This is a genomic window from Spirillospora sp. NPDC049652, assembly GCF_040675125.1.
In the GTDB taxonomy this organism is placed as follows: Bacteria; Actinomycetota; Actinomycetes; order Streptosporangiales; family Streptosporangiaceae; genus Spirillospora.
Window position 1 is genome coordinate 1 of sequence record NZ_JBFAOF010000084.1, and the last position, 14,664, is coordinate 14,664.

Genomic DNA, 14,664 nt, shown 5'->3' on the forward strand with positions numbered 1-14,664 from the left:
ATGACGTTCTGGCCGAACCGCCACTCCCCGGCCTCGGCCTCGCCCGCGCGCTCCACGACCGTCCCGGACGCCAGCACCCGCTCGTCGTGGCTCTTGGCGAGGTCGCTGAGCCGCGCGGCCTCGTTCACGGGATCGCCGATGACGGTGTACTCGAACCGCTGCTCGGCCCCGATGTACCCGGCGACGACCGGGCCCGCCGACACGCCGATGCCCGCGTCCACCCCGGGGACCTCCTCGCGCAGCCGCCGGCCCAGCTCGCGGGCCGCGCCGAGGGCCGCCCCGGCCGCGTCGTCCAGCCCGGACGGCGCGCCGAAGATCGCCAGCGCCGCGTCCCCCTCGAACTTGTTGATCCAGCCCGCGTGCGCGCCGACCACCCGGACCACCACGGCGAAGAACGCGTTGAGCAGCTCGACGACCTGGTCCGGCGAGCGGGTCTCGGCGAGCCGGGTCGAGCCGGTGAGGTCCACGAACAGCACCGCGACGTCCCGGGTCTCGCCGCCGAGCTCGATGTCGTGCTCGAACGCCAGGCCCGCGACCTCCTCGCCGACGTGCCGGCCGAACAGGTCCCGCAGCCGCGCGTGCTCGCGCAGCCCCGCGACCATGTCGTTGAACCCGGCCTGCAGCTGACCGACCTCGCTCGCGTCGTACACCTGCACCTCGGCGGACAGGTCGCCGCGCGCGACCCGCGTCATCCCGCCCCGCACCGCCTTGATCGGGTCGGCGATCGCCCGGACGGCCAGGAACGTCACGCCCGTCCCGACGCCGATCGCGGTCGTGCCGAGCGCCAGGATCGTCAGGGCCAGCTGGGTGGTGCGGATACCGGGCGTGACCAGCGCGGCGACCCCCACGCACAGCAGCCCGAACACGGGGACGGCCGTGCCGAGCGCCCAGGCGAGCATGACCCGCGTCGTCACTCCCGGCAGCCGCACCTCACCCCGCGCGGTGTCGTCCGTTGCCGCCTCGCGCGGCGCTGTCTCCTCGGGCAACCGGACGGCGCCGGGCCCCGCCCCTTCGAGCGCGACCGCCGCCGCACCCTCCAGCGCGAGCGGGGCCGTGGGAGGGGCGCTCTCCAGCGCGAGGGCGGCGGCGGGCCGCAGCAGCCGCTCCGACAGCAGGTAGACCAGCGTGCAGGTGGTGATCGCGCCGAGCAGGCAGGTGGACCCGACCTTGGTCGCCATCCGGGCGTTGAACAGCACGGCGTCCAGCACGGCCCAGCCGACCGCGCCGACCGTCCAGAGCAGCCCGACCAGGAGCGTCAGCCGGAGCGGGCCGAGCAGCACGGCCCGCCGCTGCACCGCGTCCGGGACGCCGCCGTCGCGCGCCAGCCTGATGACCGGGCGCCACAGGAACAGGCCGGTGGCCATGGCGACCGGCCCGGCGAGCACCGGATAGCTGAAGAACGCGACCGTGTTCACGAACCGGACGTGCTCGATGCCGTCGATCGGCGGGTCCGGGATGACGAACGTGGCGAACAGCAGCACCACCAGCGCGCCGCCCAGGTTCGCCGTGGCCACCACGATCAGCAGCACCCAGCGGACGCGCAGCTCCAGCATCGTCCGCGGCGCGATGGGGATGAGGTCGAGTCGCGCGGCCAGGCCGCGCTTCACGGTCCTGCCGGTCACCGGTCCTCCCCCGTCGGGTGCGTCCACGATAGATCGCGTCGCGCCCGGCGGCCCAGTCCGACTCACCCCGCGATGCCCGCGTTCACCCGCGATGCACCCCCGTAACGGCCGGTCCTGGCCGAAAGTCCCGAAAACGCGACGGAGGCCCCCAGCGGGTGCTGGGAGCCTCCGTTCCGGGTCAGACGGCGGCCGGGCCCGAGGGTGGCGGGGTCAGACGGTGGCCGGGCCCGAGGGTGGCCGGTCCGAGGGTGGCGGGGTCAGACGGTGGCGGGGGCCTCTTCCGGCTCCTCGGCGGAGCGCACCGAAGAGCGGCGCACGAACGGCCAGCCGACCAGCATGATCGCGGCCCACCCGAGCATCACCCACAGCGCGATGCGGGTGTCGGCCTCCCACGCGATCGTCACGGTGACGAACGCGAAGAACGCCAGCACCAGGTAGCTGGTGTAGGGCGCGCCCGGCATCCGGAAGGACGACGCGGGCAGCTCGCCGCGGGCGACCTTCCGCCGGTAGACCAGGTGCGACACGATGATCACGCTCCAGACCAGCAGCGCCCCGCCGGTCGAGACCGAGGTGATGTAGTCGAACGCCTTGCCCGGCGCGACCGCGTTCACGACCACGCCGATGCCCATGACCAGCGCCGAGATCACGACGGTCAGCACCGGGACGCCGCGGCCGTTCAGCCGGCTCAGCAGGGCCGGGCCGTCGCCGTTCACGCCCGCCGTGCGCAGCATCCGGGACGTGGAGTACAGCCCGCCCGCGTTGCAGGACGACAGCGCCGAGGTGAGCACGACGAAGTTCACGATGTCGCCGCCGTGCGCGATGCCGATCTTGTCGAAGGCGAGCACGAACGGGCTGGAGTCCGGGGCGAACTCCGACCAGGGCACCACCGACAGGATGACCAGCAGCGAGCCGAGGTAGAACAGCGCGAACCGGATCGGCAGCGAGTTGATCGCCCGCGGGATGTTCTTCTCCGGGTCCTTGGCCTCGGCGGCGGTCACGCCGACCAGCTCGACGCCCAGGTAGGCGAACAGCACCATCTGCAACGTCATGATCACCGGCGCCGCGCCCTCGGGGAAGAACCCGCCGTGCGACCAGAGGTTGTCCACCGCCGCGGTCTCGCCCGCGTCGCCGAACCCGAACGCGACCACCGCGATGCCGATCGCGATCATCGCCACGATCGCGACGACCTTGATCATCGCGAACCAGAACTCCAGCTCGCCGAAGAGCTTCACCGAGATCAGGTTCACCACGAACAGGAGGATCAGCGCGATCAGCGCCGTCTTCCACTGCGCGAAGTGCGGGAACCACTTCTGGATGTACTTGCCGGCGGCGGTCAGCTCGGCCATGCCGGTGGTGACCCAGATGATCCAGTAGGTCCAGGTGGTGGCGTAGCCCCAGAACGGCCCGAGGAACTCGCGCGCGTAACCGGCGAAGCCGCCCTCGGCGCGGCGGTACATGAGAAGCTCGCCCAGCGCCCGGACGACGAAGAACAGCATGACGCCGGCGACCAGGTAGGTGACGATCAGGCCCGGCCCGGCCTTGGCGATGTTCGTGCCCGCGCCGAGGAACAGGCCGGTGCCGATCGTCCCGCCGATGGCGAGCATCTGGATCTGCCGGGTGCCGAGCCCGCGCTGATACCCCTCTCCGGGGGTGGATGCAGAGTCAGCCATGAGCCGCCTTTCTCGTTCCGGACGCACCGATGGGAGCGGTGCGCCACCACGGGGAGCTGGTGCAGAAGGCTACAAAAGCGAACTACATGCTTTAAGCGCCACACCATGCACCAAACCCGGTATCCGACCGCGACCGGCCCGTTACCTGGTGTGGATCTTCCTCCCCCGATTCGCGATCCGGACACCCCCGGCAACCGACCCGAATGCCACGAACACCGTTTCGGCCAGGACATCCCGGGTGGTTTCGGCGGTCCCCCGAAAGCGTCCGGAAAGGGATTCCGCGGACCCGGCGCGGCGTTTCCGCAGGCCCGGCCACACCACGCTTCCGCCGCCCCGCGTGACGTTTCGCCCGCCCCCGTCCGGGAGAGACGATCTTCCGTACACTGACGCCTCTTCGTAGCTCCCCCCGACGAGGAAACCCCCCGCATGAAGCGCTCCCTGCTCGGGCTCGCGGCAGTCGCCGCGGGCCTCGCCCTCGCCGCCTCCGCCTGCGGATCCGGCTCCACCGCGACCAATCCGAAGGGGCTGGAGAGACCCGTCCTGAACGTGGGTGTCGTCCCCGTCCCCGACTCCGCGCCCCTCGCCATCGCCCAGCAGCGGGGCTACTTCAAGGACGAGGGGCTGACCGTCCGGACCCGCCCGATCAAGGCGTCCCCGGACGCGACGCCGATGCTGCTCAACGGCTCCCTGGACCTGGCGCTGCTGAACTACGTCTCCACCTTCACCGCCCAGGACAAGGGCGCGGTCGACTTCCGCCTGGTCGCCGACTCCTATCAGGGCTCCAACGGCTCGTTCGCGGTGCTCACCGGCGCGGACCCGGACGCCCAGGGCCTCGCCGGGCTGAAGGGCCGCAAGATCGCCGTCCCGGCGGTCAAGAGCGTCACCGACCTGCTCCTCGCCGTCCAGCTCAGGTCCGCCGGGCTCGACCGCGATAAGGACGTCACCGTCGTGCCCGTCCCGCTGCCGAACATGGGCGCGGCGCTCAAGCAGGGCACCGTCGACGCGGTCGCCGCCGTCGAGCCGTTCGTCACCGACATCCAGGCCGCGCACGGCGGGCACCTGCTCTCCGACCTGGTCACCGGCCCGACCGAGGACTTCCCGATCTCCGGCTGGGGCGGCACCGCCAAGTTCGCCGACAAGAACCCCAAGACGGTCGCCGCCTTCCAGCGCGCCATCGTCCGCGCGACCAGGGTCGCCGCCGACCGCGGCGTGGTCACCAAGGCGATCCCGTCCTACACCCAGATCCCGGCCGGAACCGCGGCCAAGATCTCCCTCGGCGCCTACCCGACCAGCCTGAACGCCGCGAAACTGCAGAAGGTCGCCACCCTGATGGCCCAGTACGGCTACCTCCAGAAGGCCCCCGACGTCCGGAAGATGATCGCGGACCCGCCGAAATGACCGCCCCGGCGGCCTCCCGGCGGACGGCGCTGACCCGGACGCGGCGCGGCGTCCAGGGCGTCGCCGCGTTCCTCCTCCTCGCCGAACTGGCGTCCCGGACGGGCCTGGTCGACCGCGCCGTCCTGCCGCCGGTCTCGTCCGTCCTCACCGAGGCCGGACGCCTCGCCGGGGACGCCGCCTTCCGCACCGACCTCCGCGCCACCGTCACCGCCTGGCTGCTCGGCCTGGCGGAGGCGGTGGCGCTCGCCGTCCCGCTCGGCCTCCTGCTCGGCTCGCTACCCCGCCTGGAGGCGGTCGTCCGCCCGGTGCTGGAGTTCCTCCGCCCGATCCCGGCCGTCGCGATCATCCCGCTCGCCATGCTGCTGCTCCCGGACGCGCTGGAGCTGAAGACGACCATCGCGGTCTACGCGTCCTGCTGGCCGGTCCTGATCAACACGATGTACGGGCTGCGCGAGGTGGACCCGGTCGCCCGCGAGTCCCTGGCGTCCTTCGGCTTCGGACCGCTCGCCGTCCTGCTGCGCGTGTCGCTCCCGTCCACGGCCCCGTTCATCGCGGCCGGCGTCCGGCTGTCGGCCGGCATCGCCCTGATCGCCACGGTCAGCGCCGAACTGTTCGCGAGCGGCTCGGCGGGCCTCGGCACCTTCATCAACACCGCCGGAAGCTCCGCCCGCACGGAACCGATGCTCGCCGCGGCCCTCTGGGCGGGCGTCCTCGGCCTGCTCGGCAACGGCGCCCTCGCCGCCCTGGAGCACCGCCTCTTCCGCTGGAGGACGGCCCGATGATCCTCCGCCTGGCCTCCCTGCCCGCCGCGGCCGTCCTCTGGGAGACCGCCACCCGCCGCGCGCACGACCCGTTCTTCCCGCCGCCGACCGAGATCCTCGCCCGGATGCACAAGGACTGGTTCTCCGGCCCCGCGTCCCACCTGTTCCTGACCGGCCAGGCGACCGGCAACATCCTCCCGAGCCTCGGCCGCCTCCTCACCGGCTGGGCCCTCGCCTGCGCCCTGGGCGTCACCGTCGGCCTCCTCGCCGGCCGCTCCCCCCTCGTCGCCGACCACCTGGCGCCGCTGATCCACTTCTTCCGCGCCGTCCCGCCGCCGGTCCTGGTCCCGGTCTTCCTGGTCGCCTTCAAGATCGGCACCGAGATGCAGCTGGCCACGATCGTCTTCGGCGTCGTCTGGCCCGTCCTGCTCAACTCGGTCGAGGGCGCCAGGGACATCGCCCCGGTCAAACTCGAGACGGCCCGCGCCTTCCGCCTGTCGCGCCGGGCCCGGATCCGCCGCGTCCTGCTCCCGGCCGCCGCCCCCAAGATCTTCGCCGGCCTCCGCCTCAGCCTCTCCACGGCCCTGATCCTCATGGTGATCTCGGAGCTCGTCGGCAGCGTCAACGGCATCGGCTACCTGCAGATGCTGGCCCAGAGCACCCCCGACCTCCCCGGCGTCTGGGCCTGCATCGTCCTGCTCGGCCTCCTGGGCCTCACCCTGAACGCGGCGTTCCTGGCCGTCGAACGCCGCGTCCTGACCTGGCAGCCCCACAACTGACCCCGGCTGCCTCCCCCGCTCTCGCTCCGTTCCGCCGGGTTCCAAAACCGCCGGTTGCCCCTCCCGACCAGCGCCCAAACCCACCCGATCCCGCCCCCGCTTATCGAGTTGGCACTCACCTCGGGCATCCCGTAAGCTCATGCCTGTCGCCGAGAGCGAGGGCCGAAAAAGCCCCGGTCACGGAACACCTCCGAACCAGCTAGACTCGGAGCACGCAAGGTCCTGTGGAGCAGCTAGGAGTGCTCGCCACCCTGTCAAGGTGGAGGCCGCGGGTTCAAATCCCGTCAGGACCGCAAGACGCGCGCATCGCGCGTCATGGGTAGGTAGCTCAGTCGGTACGAGCGTCCGCCTGAAAAGCGGAAGGTCGGCGGTTCGACCCCGCCCCTGCCCACATCTGTGAACATGAAAAACGACCCCTGATCTGCGGTTTCGCGGTCAGGGGTCGTTTTCGTCTGTCCGGTTGCGCCCGGCCGTCACCGGCTCCCCACGGGTGGCCGTGCCGAATACGTGCCGAAGATCAACCGTCCCGTAGCGCCTGTTCGATGCGGCGGCGGGCCGCCTCGTCCTGTCCCTGGATGCAGGACGCGTAGACCCTCAGCAGCACTTCGACGCTGTGTCCCGCCCACTCAGCCACCTGCGTCGCTGGCACTCCCCCGTTGAGCCAGGTGGACACGCAGGCGTGGCGCAGGTCATAGACGCGCCGGGCGAGCGGAGAGGCGTACTCGTCCGGGGTGAGCACCTCGGCCCGCGCGGCGTCCCATGCCCTGCGGTAGGTGATGGTCGCCAACTCGCCCCCGCGGACACCCCAGAAGACACGCCCACCGGGGCCGGTCCCATGGTCGGCGATGTGCTGGCGCAGAAGCTTGGTCAGGGGCGGCGGCGTGGGAACGCGGCGCCACTCACCGTCTGCCCTGCCCTTGAGACGGCGGCGTTCCCTGCGGTTCCCGTCGTCGGTCCATTCCGCTCCGACCTCGGGGGATGCCTCGCAGAAGTGCAGGTGACCCCAGTCGTCGGCCGGTGCCTCCCATGACTCGGTTTCAGCGTTCCACTCCAGTGGGGGCAGGAACACGTTGTCTTTGCGCAGGTTCACGGCCTCTTCGGGGCGCAACCCGGCGTAGTAGAGCACGGCGAAGAACACGGCGAGGCGCTCGCCGCTCGGCTTGCGGGCGCGCACGGCGGCCAGCAGCCGCCGGGCCTGACTGTGGTTCACCACGGACCGGCGGTCCACCGTCCCAGCAGCCTTGGGGGCCTTCCACTTCACGAGGGTAACGGGGTTGCTCTCCAGAAGCCCCAGCTCTACGGCGTACTCGCCCGCGTTGTGCAGGATGGCGCGGTTACGGGCGATGGTGGACGGCGCGGCGCGCGTGCCGTCCAACAGGGTCGCGGCGGTGTCCAGTAGGGCGCGCGCAGTCGTGGGGTCGGCCAACTCCCCCACCGGCTTCGTGCTGCGCGCGACCCACGCGAGCGTCTCGGCGGCAGCCGCGGGGCAGTCGGCGCGGCGCTTGGTGTTGAACGCCCATCGGCGGAGCGCACTCCGAATCGCCAGGTCCGTCGGCTTGCCCTTGTCGGTGGCGAGCATGGCGGGCATCACGGTGACCAGCGCCCATGCGATGTTCGCCCGATGCTTGCCGCTCGCGTCCTTCCACTTCATGTCCACGTAGGCAAGGCAGAAGTCGTAGAACGACAGGTCACCGGTCTTGCGCTCCCACGACACCGGGCGGCCGGTGTCGACGTCGAAGGGCTCCCCATTGCGCGCAGCCACGCGAAGCTCAGACTCGAAGGAGAGGGCCTGCGCCTTCAGCCGGAAGGGCTCCTTCCATGCGTTCGGGCCGGTCTTCCACCGCACCCAGTACGTGGTGACCCTGCTCCCTTTGTAGACCTCCATCTTGCGGAGGCGCACGTCATAGGTGGTGTTCGTCATCAGGCGGCCTCTCCGCAGGACGCCCACCAGGCGTCAAGGTCGGTGCGGTTGACCCGCAGGTCTCCGTTGGGCAGCTTGGAGCACTTGGGCGCGCGTCCCTTGGCGCGCCATTCGTAGAAGGTGGACCGGGAGATCCTGATCTCGGCGCACACCTCGGCGAGCGTGAGCCTTTCGGGCCGTTCGGTCTTCATCACGGTGGACACCTCGCGTCCGTTGGGTGATCGGTGGGCGGGCGGACAGGCGGCGCGCGTTTGGTGGCTTGGGCACCGGTCGGTGTACGGGCTTGAGGGGGTAAGCCGTACCAGCCGTACCAGCCTCGTTTTTGCAGGTCAGCCCTGGTACGGCTTGGTCGGGTGGTACGGCTTGAGCCGTACCATGGCCGGTTTGGAGCGGGTGTTGGTACGGCTTGAGCCGTACCAGGGGTGCGAGCCGTACCAGGGCTGACCTGGGGTTATGAGGCTGGTACGGCTGGTACGGCTACCCGCCCCCAGCGGTCAGGGGCAGGGCGGTGACGGTGGCCGGGGTCGGGTGTTCGGGGGTGTCGTCGGGGGTGCAGTAGCGGCCCCAGGCGTCGATGAAGTCGGCACGCAGGTAGCCCTTGGCCTGCCCGGTGGGGAACCGGACGGTGCTGGACCGGATCTCGTATTCGCGCAGCAGGGCACCCAGCTTCATGGCGCTCAGTCCGGTGTGCCCGTACGTGGCCCAAGGGGCTTCGGGGTCGGCCTTGAGGCGTTCCAGCAGGCTGGCGGTCGGCAGGGCAGGGTCGTGGCCGAAGGCGGTGCGGCAGTCAGTGAGCAGCCGCAGCCGGGCCGACATTTGGTCTGCGGTGTCGGTGTCGGCGGTGAGGGCGACCACGGCGGCGCGGGCGCGGTCCGGCCAGTGCCGTCCGGCGTGGTCGGCGACGATGACCAGGGGTTCCCAGGTGTCGGCGGCACGGTCCTCCACGGGCATATCCGGCTCGGCGCGCTCCAACTGCGCCATGTCGTCGCGCAGCCACCGGGCGACCTCGGCGGCCAGGCGTCGCAGCGGTTCGCGGTCGCGCTTGTGCCGGAAGGGCGCGACGGATTCGCCGGGACCCCGGCGACGCATCCGGATGATGACGGCGCGGTCTTCGATGGTGTCGGGCATGGCGCCGATGCCGGCGAGTGCGGCCATGGCGAAGGTCGGGATGGACTCGACGCGGCCGGTGTTGGCGTCGTAGCGCTTGGCGGGCCGGTTGCGCTGGTGGCCCGCGTTCAGCAGGCCGCGCAGGTCCTCGTTGCCGTCGGCTTTGGGGCCGAAGATGGTGTCGGCCTCGTCCACCAGCATGGTGGGCGGGTCATCGTTGATCGACCGGTAGACGGCGGCACTGCTGGAGTTGACGGTGATGAACGGCTCGTGACAGGTCGCTTCGATCACGTCCAAAAGCCTGCTCTTGCCGCACCGCTTTTCGGGGGCGCGGATGACCAGGCGGGGGGCGTGCGCCCAGGCGGGTTGGATGTGGGTGGCTGCGATCCACAGCGCTACCGCGTCGGCGGCGGGCGGGGTCGGCAGGACGACGTAGCGGGTGAGGGCGGCCACGAGCGCGTCCAGCAGCTCGGCGCCTCCCAGGCCGGCGGGTTGGGGTGCGAGGGTCATGCCGCTTCCTTCCGGGACAGGGCGCGGGGGCGGCGGGCTCCGGCGGTCAGGCCGGAGGTGATGGTGGCGTGGGCTTCGTCGGGGCTGACGTGGTGGTGGGCAGGGCCGAAGTGCACGGATGCGGCCTTGTGCAGGGCGTTGTAGGCGTGGTCGTAGGTCAGGCCGCCGGTGCCGATGAGCTGGCCCAGGTGGTAGGCGGCCTTGTTGAGGGCGTGGTTGCGTCCGCCGATCACCGCGACGCGCACACGCTGTGCCTCCTGTTGGAGTGCGGTGGCGATGTAGGCGGTGGGTGCGGCCACGTCGGCGGCGGGCTGGCACTCCATGGGGGGTGGGGTGAGGCGTTGGGTGATCCAGTCGGGCAACGGGGCGGGCGGCGCGTTGTGGACGACGGTGTAGGGGCCGGCGCCGTCCGGCAGGTCCACCAGCGAGCCGGGCGCCACCACGTAGCCGCCGTGGGCGCGGGTGTCAATACACCAGCCCAACGACCTCGGCGAGCCGCCGACCGTGTTGGTCAGCCGCACGTCGGACGGGGCGGTGAAGTACAGGTGCATCCCCCCGCGGCGGGTGGTGACGGTGAAGGTGTCGAACGGGAACGGCTGGCCCTCGCGTTCGTAGAGCGCGGCCAGCACGTCGGCGCCGTCGCCGATGCCGGGCCGTGCCCATTCGGCTGGCGGAATCTGGCCGGGCTTGGGCTGGTCAAGGTCGATGACCACCAGTCCGGACGGGCCGCACGCGATCCCCACGTTGAACCGGCCGCGCGCCCAGAACGCGCGAATGCGGGCCGGGTCGGTGGTGGCGTTGGCCTCCCAGTCGGTGAAGCCACGCGCGGGCCGCTTGTCGCCGGGGGTGAGGGGGAACACGTGCCAGCCTCGGCGGGCGCACGCGAGCGCGGCGGCGCCGGGATGCGTGGTGGGTTTGGTGGCGGCGGTCATGCGGCGGCCCTCGGCGTGGTCAGGGCGGTGGCGAGCGCGGTGCCGATCCAGGTCGTGTAGGTCGGGGGCAGGGCCTCACGCAGGCCGAGGTGGTCGCGGGTCCAGTCGATGCCCTTAGCGGCGCGCATCTCGTCCACGGTGGCCTTGCCGCCGCCGTTGCCGTAGGCGGCGACGTACGGGCCGTCGTAGTAGGCGCCGTGCCGCCACCCGCGTACCCGGCCACGGTGGCGCGGGTGTGCGGGGTTGGGCGCGGTGAAGCCGCCGCCGGTCTCGAAGTAGCGGTGCATGATGACGCCGAGCCCGAACATTTCTCCGCACAGGCGGAGATCCTTGCGGACGGTGCTGCCGGCGACGTTCTCGATAATGTAGGGGCGGCCGGTGGTCCCCAGAGCGGCGCGGACGGATCCGATCAGGCGGGGGTGGGTGCGCCCGATGGCCGCGTTGCGTGCGGCGTTGGTGCCCTTGGTCGGGGCGCTCTCGCCCTGGCAGGGCGGGGAGGCGTGGACGAAGTCGAAGCGGTGGCCGTGCTCGGTGATGTAGGCGACCGCGTCGGCCTGTACGAAGTCGTCACCGCAGTAGTCGGGCCAGGCGACGATGTCCACGCCGGTGACGTGGGCGCCCAGCGCCTGGTAGCCGCGCGTGGCGCCGCCGATGCAGCAACACACGTCCCGGATGCGCATCCCGGACAGGGGGCCGGACACGGCCGGCCCACGGGGCGAGAAGTGCGGGCGGTTGTGCGTCATGATGGGGGGACCTCCTTTGGTCTCCGTGGGGGTCTTCGGGCTTCCGTTGGGGGCCGTGATCGGTTGGGGGTAGGGCGGTCCGGCGGCGTGCTTGGTGGCTTGTGCGCCGGACCGCCCGTTCGCGTTTTGCGGCCCCGGTGGACGTCAGCGGTTCTTGCGGTTGTGGGCGTGGGTGTCCTTGATGTGGGTCCAGATGCGGCGGCCGGTGCGGAGTTGGGCGCCGCGTCCGGCGCAGCGGTGGCAGTACCGCCACGCCTTGCCGGACGGGGAGCGGAACCGGCCTGCGCCGTCGCATTTACGGCACGCCCGATACGGCCAGATCACGCAGTGGGTCAGGTAGCCGACGGCGGCGAGCACAGCCAGCAGGAGCCAGGTTCCGAGGTGAGGGCCGGTGCTGCTAGAGGCGGCGAGTAGGGGCAGCAAAGGGGCCTCCTAGGCCGTTTCCGGGTGTTCGCGCTGGTGGGGGTCTAGGCGCTAGATCACTGGTCAGAGCGAGGACGGGTGTCTAGAGGTGCCTCTAGGTCTAGAAGTGGGTGCCTCTAGACCTAGAGGCGATGCCGGGTCTATTCGGTGGCGTGCGGGGTGGTGTCGAGGGCGGCGCGGACGTGGGCGAGGTGGACGCCCTTGAGGTTCCGGCCGCGTCCGGTTTCGTCCTGTCCCCAAACCTGTGGGGTGGTGACGCCGTGCGGCTTGAGGGCGGTGGCGAGCTGCTTGGCCTTGCCGGTGGGGTCCAGGTCGGCCCAGGCGCCGTAGGTGGACGGGCGCAGCTCGGCGAGCCGGTCTACGAGCACCTGGGAGTGGGCTTTGTCCTCCCCGGGGGCGAACACGGCGGTCAGGTCGTCCAGCAGGGTGGCGCCGTCGTCGGCGGCGGGGGTGGTGTCCTCACCGGCGGCGTAGCCGGTGAGCGTGCCGGCGAGCTTGCGGGCGGCGCGGGCGCGTTCGGCGATGCGGTCGGCGGCCGGTCCGTCGATGTAGTAGCCCCGGCAGATCTGCGGTTCGTCGCTCTCACCGGCCAGGTACCCGATGCCGCGGTCCTGCTTGGTGAAGGTGGTCGCGCGGATGCCGTTCTTGTACATCGAGGTGCCCAGGATCATGTCGTTCTCAAGCTGGCCCATGACGCGCAGGCAGAACCGGGTGCCGACGTTGGCGCTGATCCCGGTGGGCAGGCTGTCCTTGTCGGGGCGCTGCGTTGCCAGGACCAGGATCACGCCGAGCGCGCGACCGCGCTTGATGATGGCGGTGGCCAGCGCTCCGGCCTCACTGCCGTGGTCGTCGTGGGAGAACAGTTCCTGGCATTCGTCCACCACGAACACCAGCGGGTGCAGCCCGAGCGACTTTTTGGCGGCGAGCTGGGGGGTGACCTTGTTCTCCGGCCGCACGTCCTTGGGCAGGCGGGCCAGGGTCTTGGCGCGCTTCTCCAGGTCGGCGTAGACCTCGCGCAGCGACTCCAGACACGCGCCGATGGTGGCGTCATCGGGGCCGGACCCGTAGTGGTGGGCGAACTTCTCGGCGAAGTCCAGGTCACCGGTCCCCTTCAGCTCGAACACCCGGCACTCGGCCGTGGGGTCCAGGCCGGCGGCCAGCAGGGTCGGCTTGATGGCGAAGGTCTTGCCCGCGCCCGGCATCGCCCCGATGAGCTTGTTGCCGTACATCAGGGTGACCGTCACCACGCGTCCGCGCTGGTCGGTGCCGAACGGGACGGGCTTGAACAGGTCGGCGGTCGCGCCGGTCTTGGCCAGCGGCCAAGCGGGCGGCTTGACCTGGTTCATGTCCTGGTCTCCCACCCACAACACCAGGCGGCCGGCGTGCTGGTGGTGAGCGGGCTCGGGCCACACGCACCCCATCGGGCGACGCAGCCCCGACGCCAGCCGGTCACGGCGCTCCATGATGTCGGTGGCCGTCACCCCGTAGGGCAGGTCCACCTCGGCGCGCCAGCCGGGGCCGTCGCGGGTGATGGGGGCGGGGAAGGTGATCCCGCCGCCTCCCTTGCCAACGGCCTTGTTGATCTCGGCGATGCCCAGCGACGACAGGGCGCGCACCACGATCTCGCTGGTCAGCTTGGGCGCCTTGGTCGAGACCACGGCGGTGTCCAGGACGCGCTTGTCCTTGGGGGTGCCGATCCAGCCCAGCACCGCCACCACCACGGCCGTCGCCACCGTCTGCATCAGCCCACCGGCGGCCACCACCGACGCGGCGGCCAGACCGATCCCGACCGTTCCGGCGCCGGTGACCAGCAGGCGGGCGCGGACACGGTCGTTGCGCTCGCCCATGAGCTTGAGGTAGGCGTCATGGTCCTTGCGGTCCACCACGTGGGTGCGCAGCGGCCGGGCGTCCAGGTCGAACGTCCACCGCGCGGTGCCGGACACGATGCGGCCCAGGCCGCGCGGGGAGCGCAGCGCCAGCCGCAGCGAGTAGAGCGGGACGCGGGCGGCGTGGTAGCCGGTGACGTGACCGGCGTAGCCGACCGCCCACCGGATGGTGGCCTCGGCCTCGTCGCGGTTGCGCAGCCAGGTCGCCACGATCGGGCGACGCTGGGCGCGCTCGGCGTCCATCCGGCGGGCCCGCACGTCCGGCCGGCCGGTGTCGGGGCCGTCCACCAGCACGCGCCCCTCAAGCGCGTCGTCGTCAGCGGTGTCGGCGGGCGCGGACGGCAGGGCCGGCGGGGCGCCGGCGGTGTCGCCGGGCGGGCGAATGGAGGTGGCGGTCTCGGCGGAGTCGGTGGCGTCGGTGGAGGAGACGGGGAGGTGGATCACCTCACCCATGGCGTGCCCGGCGGTGGTCATGAGGTGGCACCTTCCTGCTTGGCGTGCTCGGTGGTGTCGGCGGCGGTCAGGCGGTTACGCAGGCGGCTTCCGGTGCGCTCGCTGACCTTGAGACGGCGGCCCAGTTCGGCGCCGGTCATGTCGGGGTGGTCGGCCAGCAGCTTGCGGGCCCGGGCGGTCAGCCGGTCGGACTTTCCGCCGGTCTTGGTGGCCGTTCTGGTGGCGGACTTGGCGGGGCGGGTCCTGGCGGTCACGGCGGCGGGTCGGGTGGCGGACACGGCGGCGGACACTCCACCGGGCACCGCGACCGGCGCACTGTCCGGCGTCGTGTCGGAACGGGTGGCGGTCAGCGCGGGCAGCGTCCGGGCGGACACCTCGGCGAGACTGGCGGCGGACTCGGCGTCGCCGGGGTCTCCCGCCACGGCGGTCGCGGTGGCCTCGACTCCCGTGGGAAACGGG

Annotated in this window: 13 protein-coding genes and 2 tRNA genes; 5 read left to right on the forward strand and 10 right to left on the reverse strand. The window is 71.7% G+C overall.

The window, feature by feature from the left end:
- Positions 1-1,622 (reverse strand): adenylate/guanylate cyclase domain-containing protein (locus AB0J52_RS08765; protein ID WP_500180975.1); only part of this gene is annotated, 1,622 nt, incomplete at its 3' end.
- Between the two features lie 257 nt (positions 1,623-1,879).
- A complete protein-coding gene (locus AB0J52_RS08770) occupies positions 1,880-3,292 on the reverse strand; it encodes an amino acid permease (protein WP_500180976.1) in 1,413 nt (470 codons plus the stop codon).
- 426 nt (positions 3,293-3,718) lie between these two features.
- Here AB0J52_RS08770 and AB0J52_RS08775 point away from each other — a divergent pair, with 426 nt between their 5' ends.
- The 5 genes from AB0J52_RS08775 (at position 3,719) to AB0J52_RS08795 (ending at position 6,621) form a co-directional block, all read left to right on the forward strand.
- Positions 3,719-4,690: an ABC transporter substrate-binding protein gene (locus AB0J52_RS08775; protein ID WP_500180977.1), complete on the forward strand. Its 972-nt coding sequence runs from the start codon at positions 3,719-3,721 to the stop codon at positions 4,688-4,690.
- Positions 4,687-5,472 carry an ABC transporter permease gene (locus AB0J52_RS08780; RefSeq protein ID WP_500180978.1) on the forward strand — a complete coding sequence of 262 codons (786 nt, stop codon included), beginning with the start codon at positions 4,687-4,689 and terminating at the stop codon, positions 5,470-5,472. Before AB0J52_RS08775 ends, AB0J52_RS08780 begins: the two co-directional genes overlap by 4 nt.
- Positions 5,469-6,230, forward strand: a complete 762-nt coding sequence (locus AB0J52_RS08785) for an ABC transporter permease (RefSeq protein ID WP_500180980.1) — start codon at positions 5,469-5,471, stop codon at positions 6,228-6,230. Before AB0J52_RS08780 ends, AB0J52_RS08785 begins: the two co-directional genes overlap by 4 nt.
- Positions 6,231-6,448: 218 nt before the next feature.
- A tRNA-Asp gene (locus tag AB0J52_RS08790) sits at positions 6,449-6,523 on the forward strand.
- 24 nt (positions 6,524-6,547) lie between these two features.
- Positions 6,548-6,621, forward strand: a tRNA-Phe gene (locus AB0J52_RS08795).
- 126 nt (positions 6,622-6,747) lie between these two features.
- Here the strand turns inward: AB0J52_RS08795 and AB0J52_RS08800 are convergent.
- The 8 genes from AB0J52_RS08800 to AB0J52_RS08835 all read right to left on the reverse strand — a co-directional run.
- Positions 6,748-8,151 carry a tyrosine-type recombinase/integrase gene (locus tag AB0J52_RS08800; protein WP_500180981.1) on the reverse strand — a complete coding sequence of 468 codons (1,404 nt, stop codon included), beginning with the start codon at positions 8,149-8,151 and terminating at the stop codon, positions 6,748-6,750.
- On the reverse strand, positions 8,151-8,342 hold the full coding sequence (locus AB0J52_RS08805; RefSeq protein WP_500180988.1) for a helix-turn-helix transcriptional regulator: 192 nt from the start codon (positions 8,340-8,342) through the stop codon (positions 8,151-8,153). Before AB0J52_RS08805 ends, AB0J52_RS08800 begins: the two co-directional genes overlap by 1 nt.
- Positions 8,343-8,628: 286 nt before the next feature.
- The gene (locus AB0J52_RS08810; RefSeq protein ID WP_500180982.1) at positions 8,629-9,768 is read right to left on the reverse strand and encodes a DUF3631 domain-containing protein; all 1,140 of its coding nucleotides are present in this window, start codon (positions 9,766-9,768) and stop codon (positions 8,629-8,631) included.
- Positions 9,765-10,700, reverse strand: coding sequence for a bifunctional DNA primase/polymerase (locus AB0J52_RS08815; protein WP_500180983.1), 936 nt, complete (start codon positions 10,698-10,700; stop codon positions 9,765-9,767). The genes AB0J52_RS08810 and AB0J52_RS08815 overlap by 4 nt, the downstream gene beginning before the upstream one ends.
- Positions 10,697-11,443 carry a class I SAM-dependent methyltransferase gene (locus tag AB0J52_RS08820; protein WP_500180984.1) on the reverse strand — a complete coding sequence of 249 codons (747 nt, stop codon included), beginning with the start codon at positions 11,441-11,443 and terminating at the stop codon, positions 10,697-10,699. Before AB0J52_RS08820 ends, AB0J52_RS08815 begins: the two co-directional genes overlap by 4 nt.
- A gap of 144 nt (positions 11,444-11,587) precedes the next feature.
- A complete protein-coding gene (locus tag AB0J52_RS08825; protein WP_500180985.1) occupies positions 11,588-11,800 on the reverse strand; it encodes a hypothetical protein in 213 nt (70 codons plus the stop codon).
- Positions 11,801-12,006: 206 nt separating this feature from the next.
- Positions 12,007-14,226 (reverse strand): P-loop NTPase family protein, encoded by a 2,220-nt coding sequence (locus tag AB0J52_RS08830; RefSeq protein WP_500180986.1) that lies wholly within the window; start codon positions 14,224-14,226, stop codon positions 12,007-12,009.
- On the reverse strand, positions 14,223-14,664 hold a 442-nt coding region (locus AB0J52_RS08835), incomplete at its 5' end, for a hypothetical protein (protein ID WP_500180987.1). The genes AB0J52_RS08835 and AB0J52_RS08830, both read right to left, overlap by 4 nt.

Coding starts and splice junctions, on each gene's coding strand:
- AB0J52_RS08810 (WP_500180982.1), bottom strand. CDS start 9,768: ATGACCCTCGCACCCCAACCCGCCGGCCTGGGAGGCGCCGAGCTGCTG.
- AB0J52_RS08805 (WP_500180988.1), bottom strand. CDS start 8,342: ATGAAGACCGAACGGCCCGAAAGGCTCACGCTCGCCGAGGTGTGCGCC.
- AB0J52_RS08775 (WP_500180977.1), top strand. CDS start 3,719: ATGAAGCGCTCCCTGCTCGGGCTCGCGGCAGTCGCCGCGGGCCTCGCC.
- AB0J52_RS08815 (WP_500180983.1), bottom strand. CDS start 10,700: ATGACCGCCGCCACCAAACCCACCACGCATCCCGGCGCCGCCGCGCTC.
- AB0J52_RS08820 (WP_500180984.1), bottom strand. CDS start 11,443: ATGACGCACAACCGCCCGCACTTCTCGCCCCGTGGGCCGGCCGTGTCC.
- AB0J52_RS08800 (WP_500180981.1), bottom strand. CDS start 8,151: ATGACGAACACCACCTATGACGTGCGCCTCCGCAAGATGGAGGTCTAC.
- AB0J52_RS08780 (WP_500180978.1), top strand. CDS start 4,687: ATGACCGCCCCGGCGGCCTCCCGGCGGACGGCGCTGACCCGGACGCGG.
- AB0J52_RS08770 (WP_500180976.1), bottom strand. CDS start 3,292: ATGGCTGACTCTGCATCCACCCCCGGAGAGGGGTATCAGCGCGGGCTC.
- AB0J52_RS08785 (WP_500180980.1), top strand. CDS start 5,469: ATGATCCTCCGCCTGGCCTCCCTGCCCGCCGCGGCCGTCCTCTGGGAG.
- AB0J52_RS08830 (WP_500180986.1), bottom strand. CDS start 14,226: ATGACCACCGCCGGGCACGCCATGGGTGAGGTGATCCACCTCCCCGTC.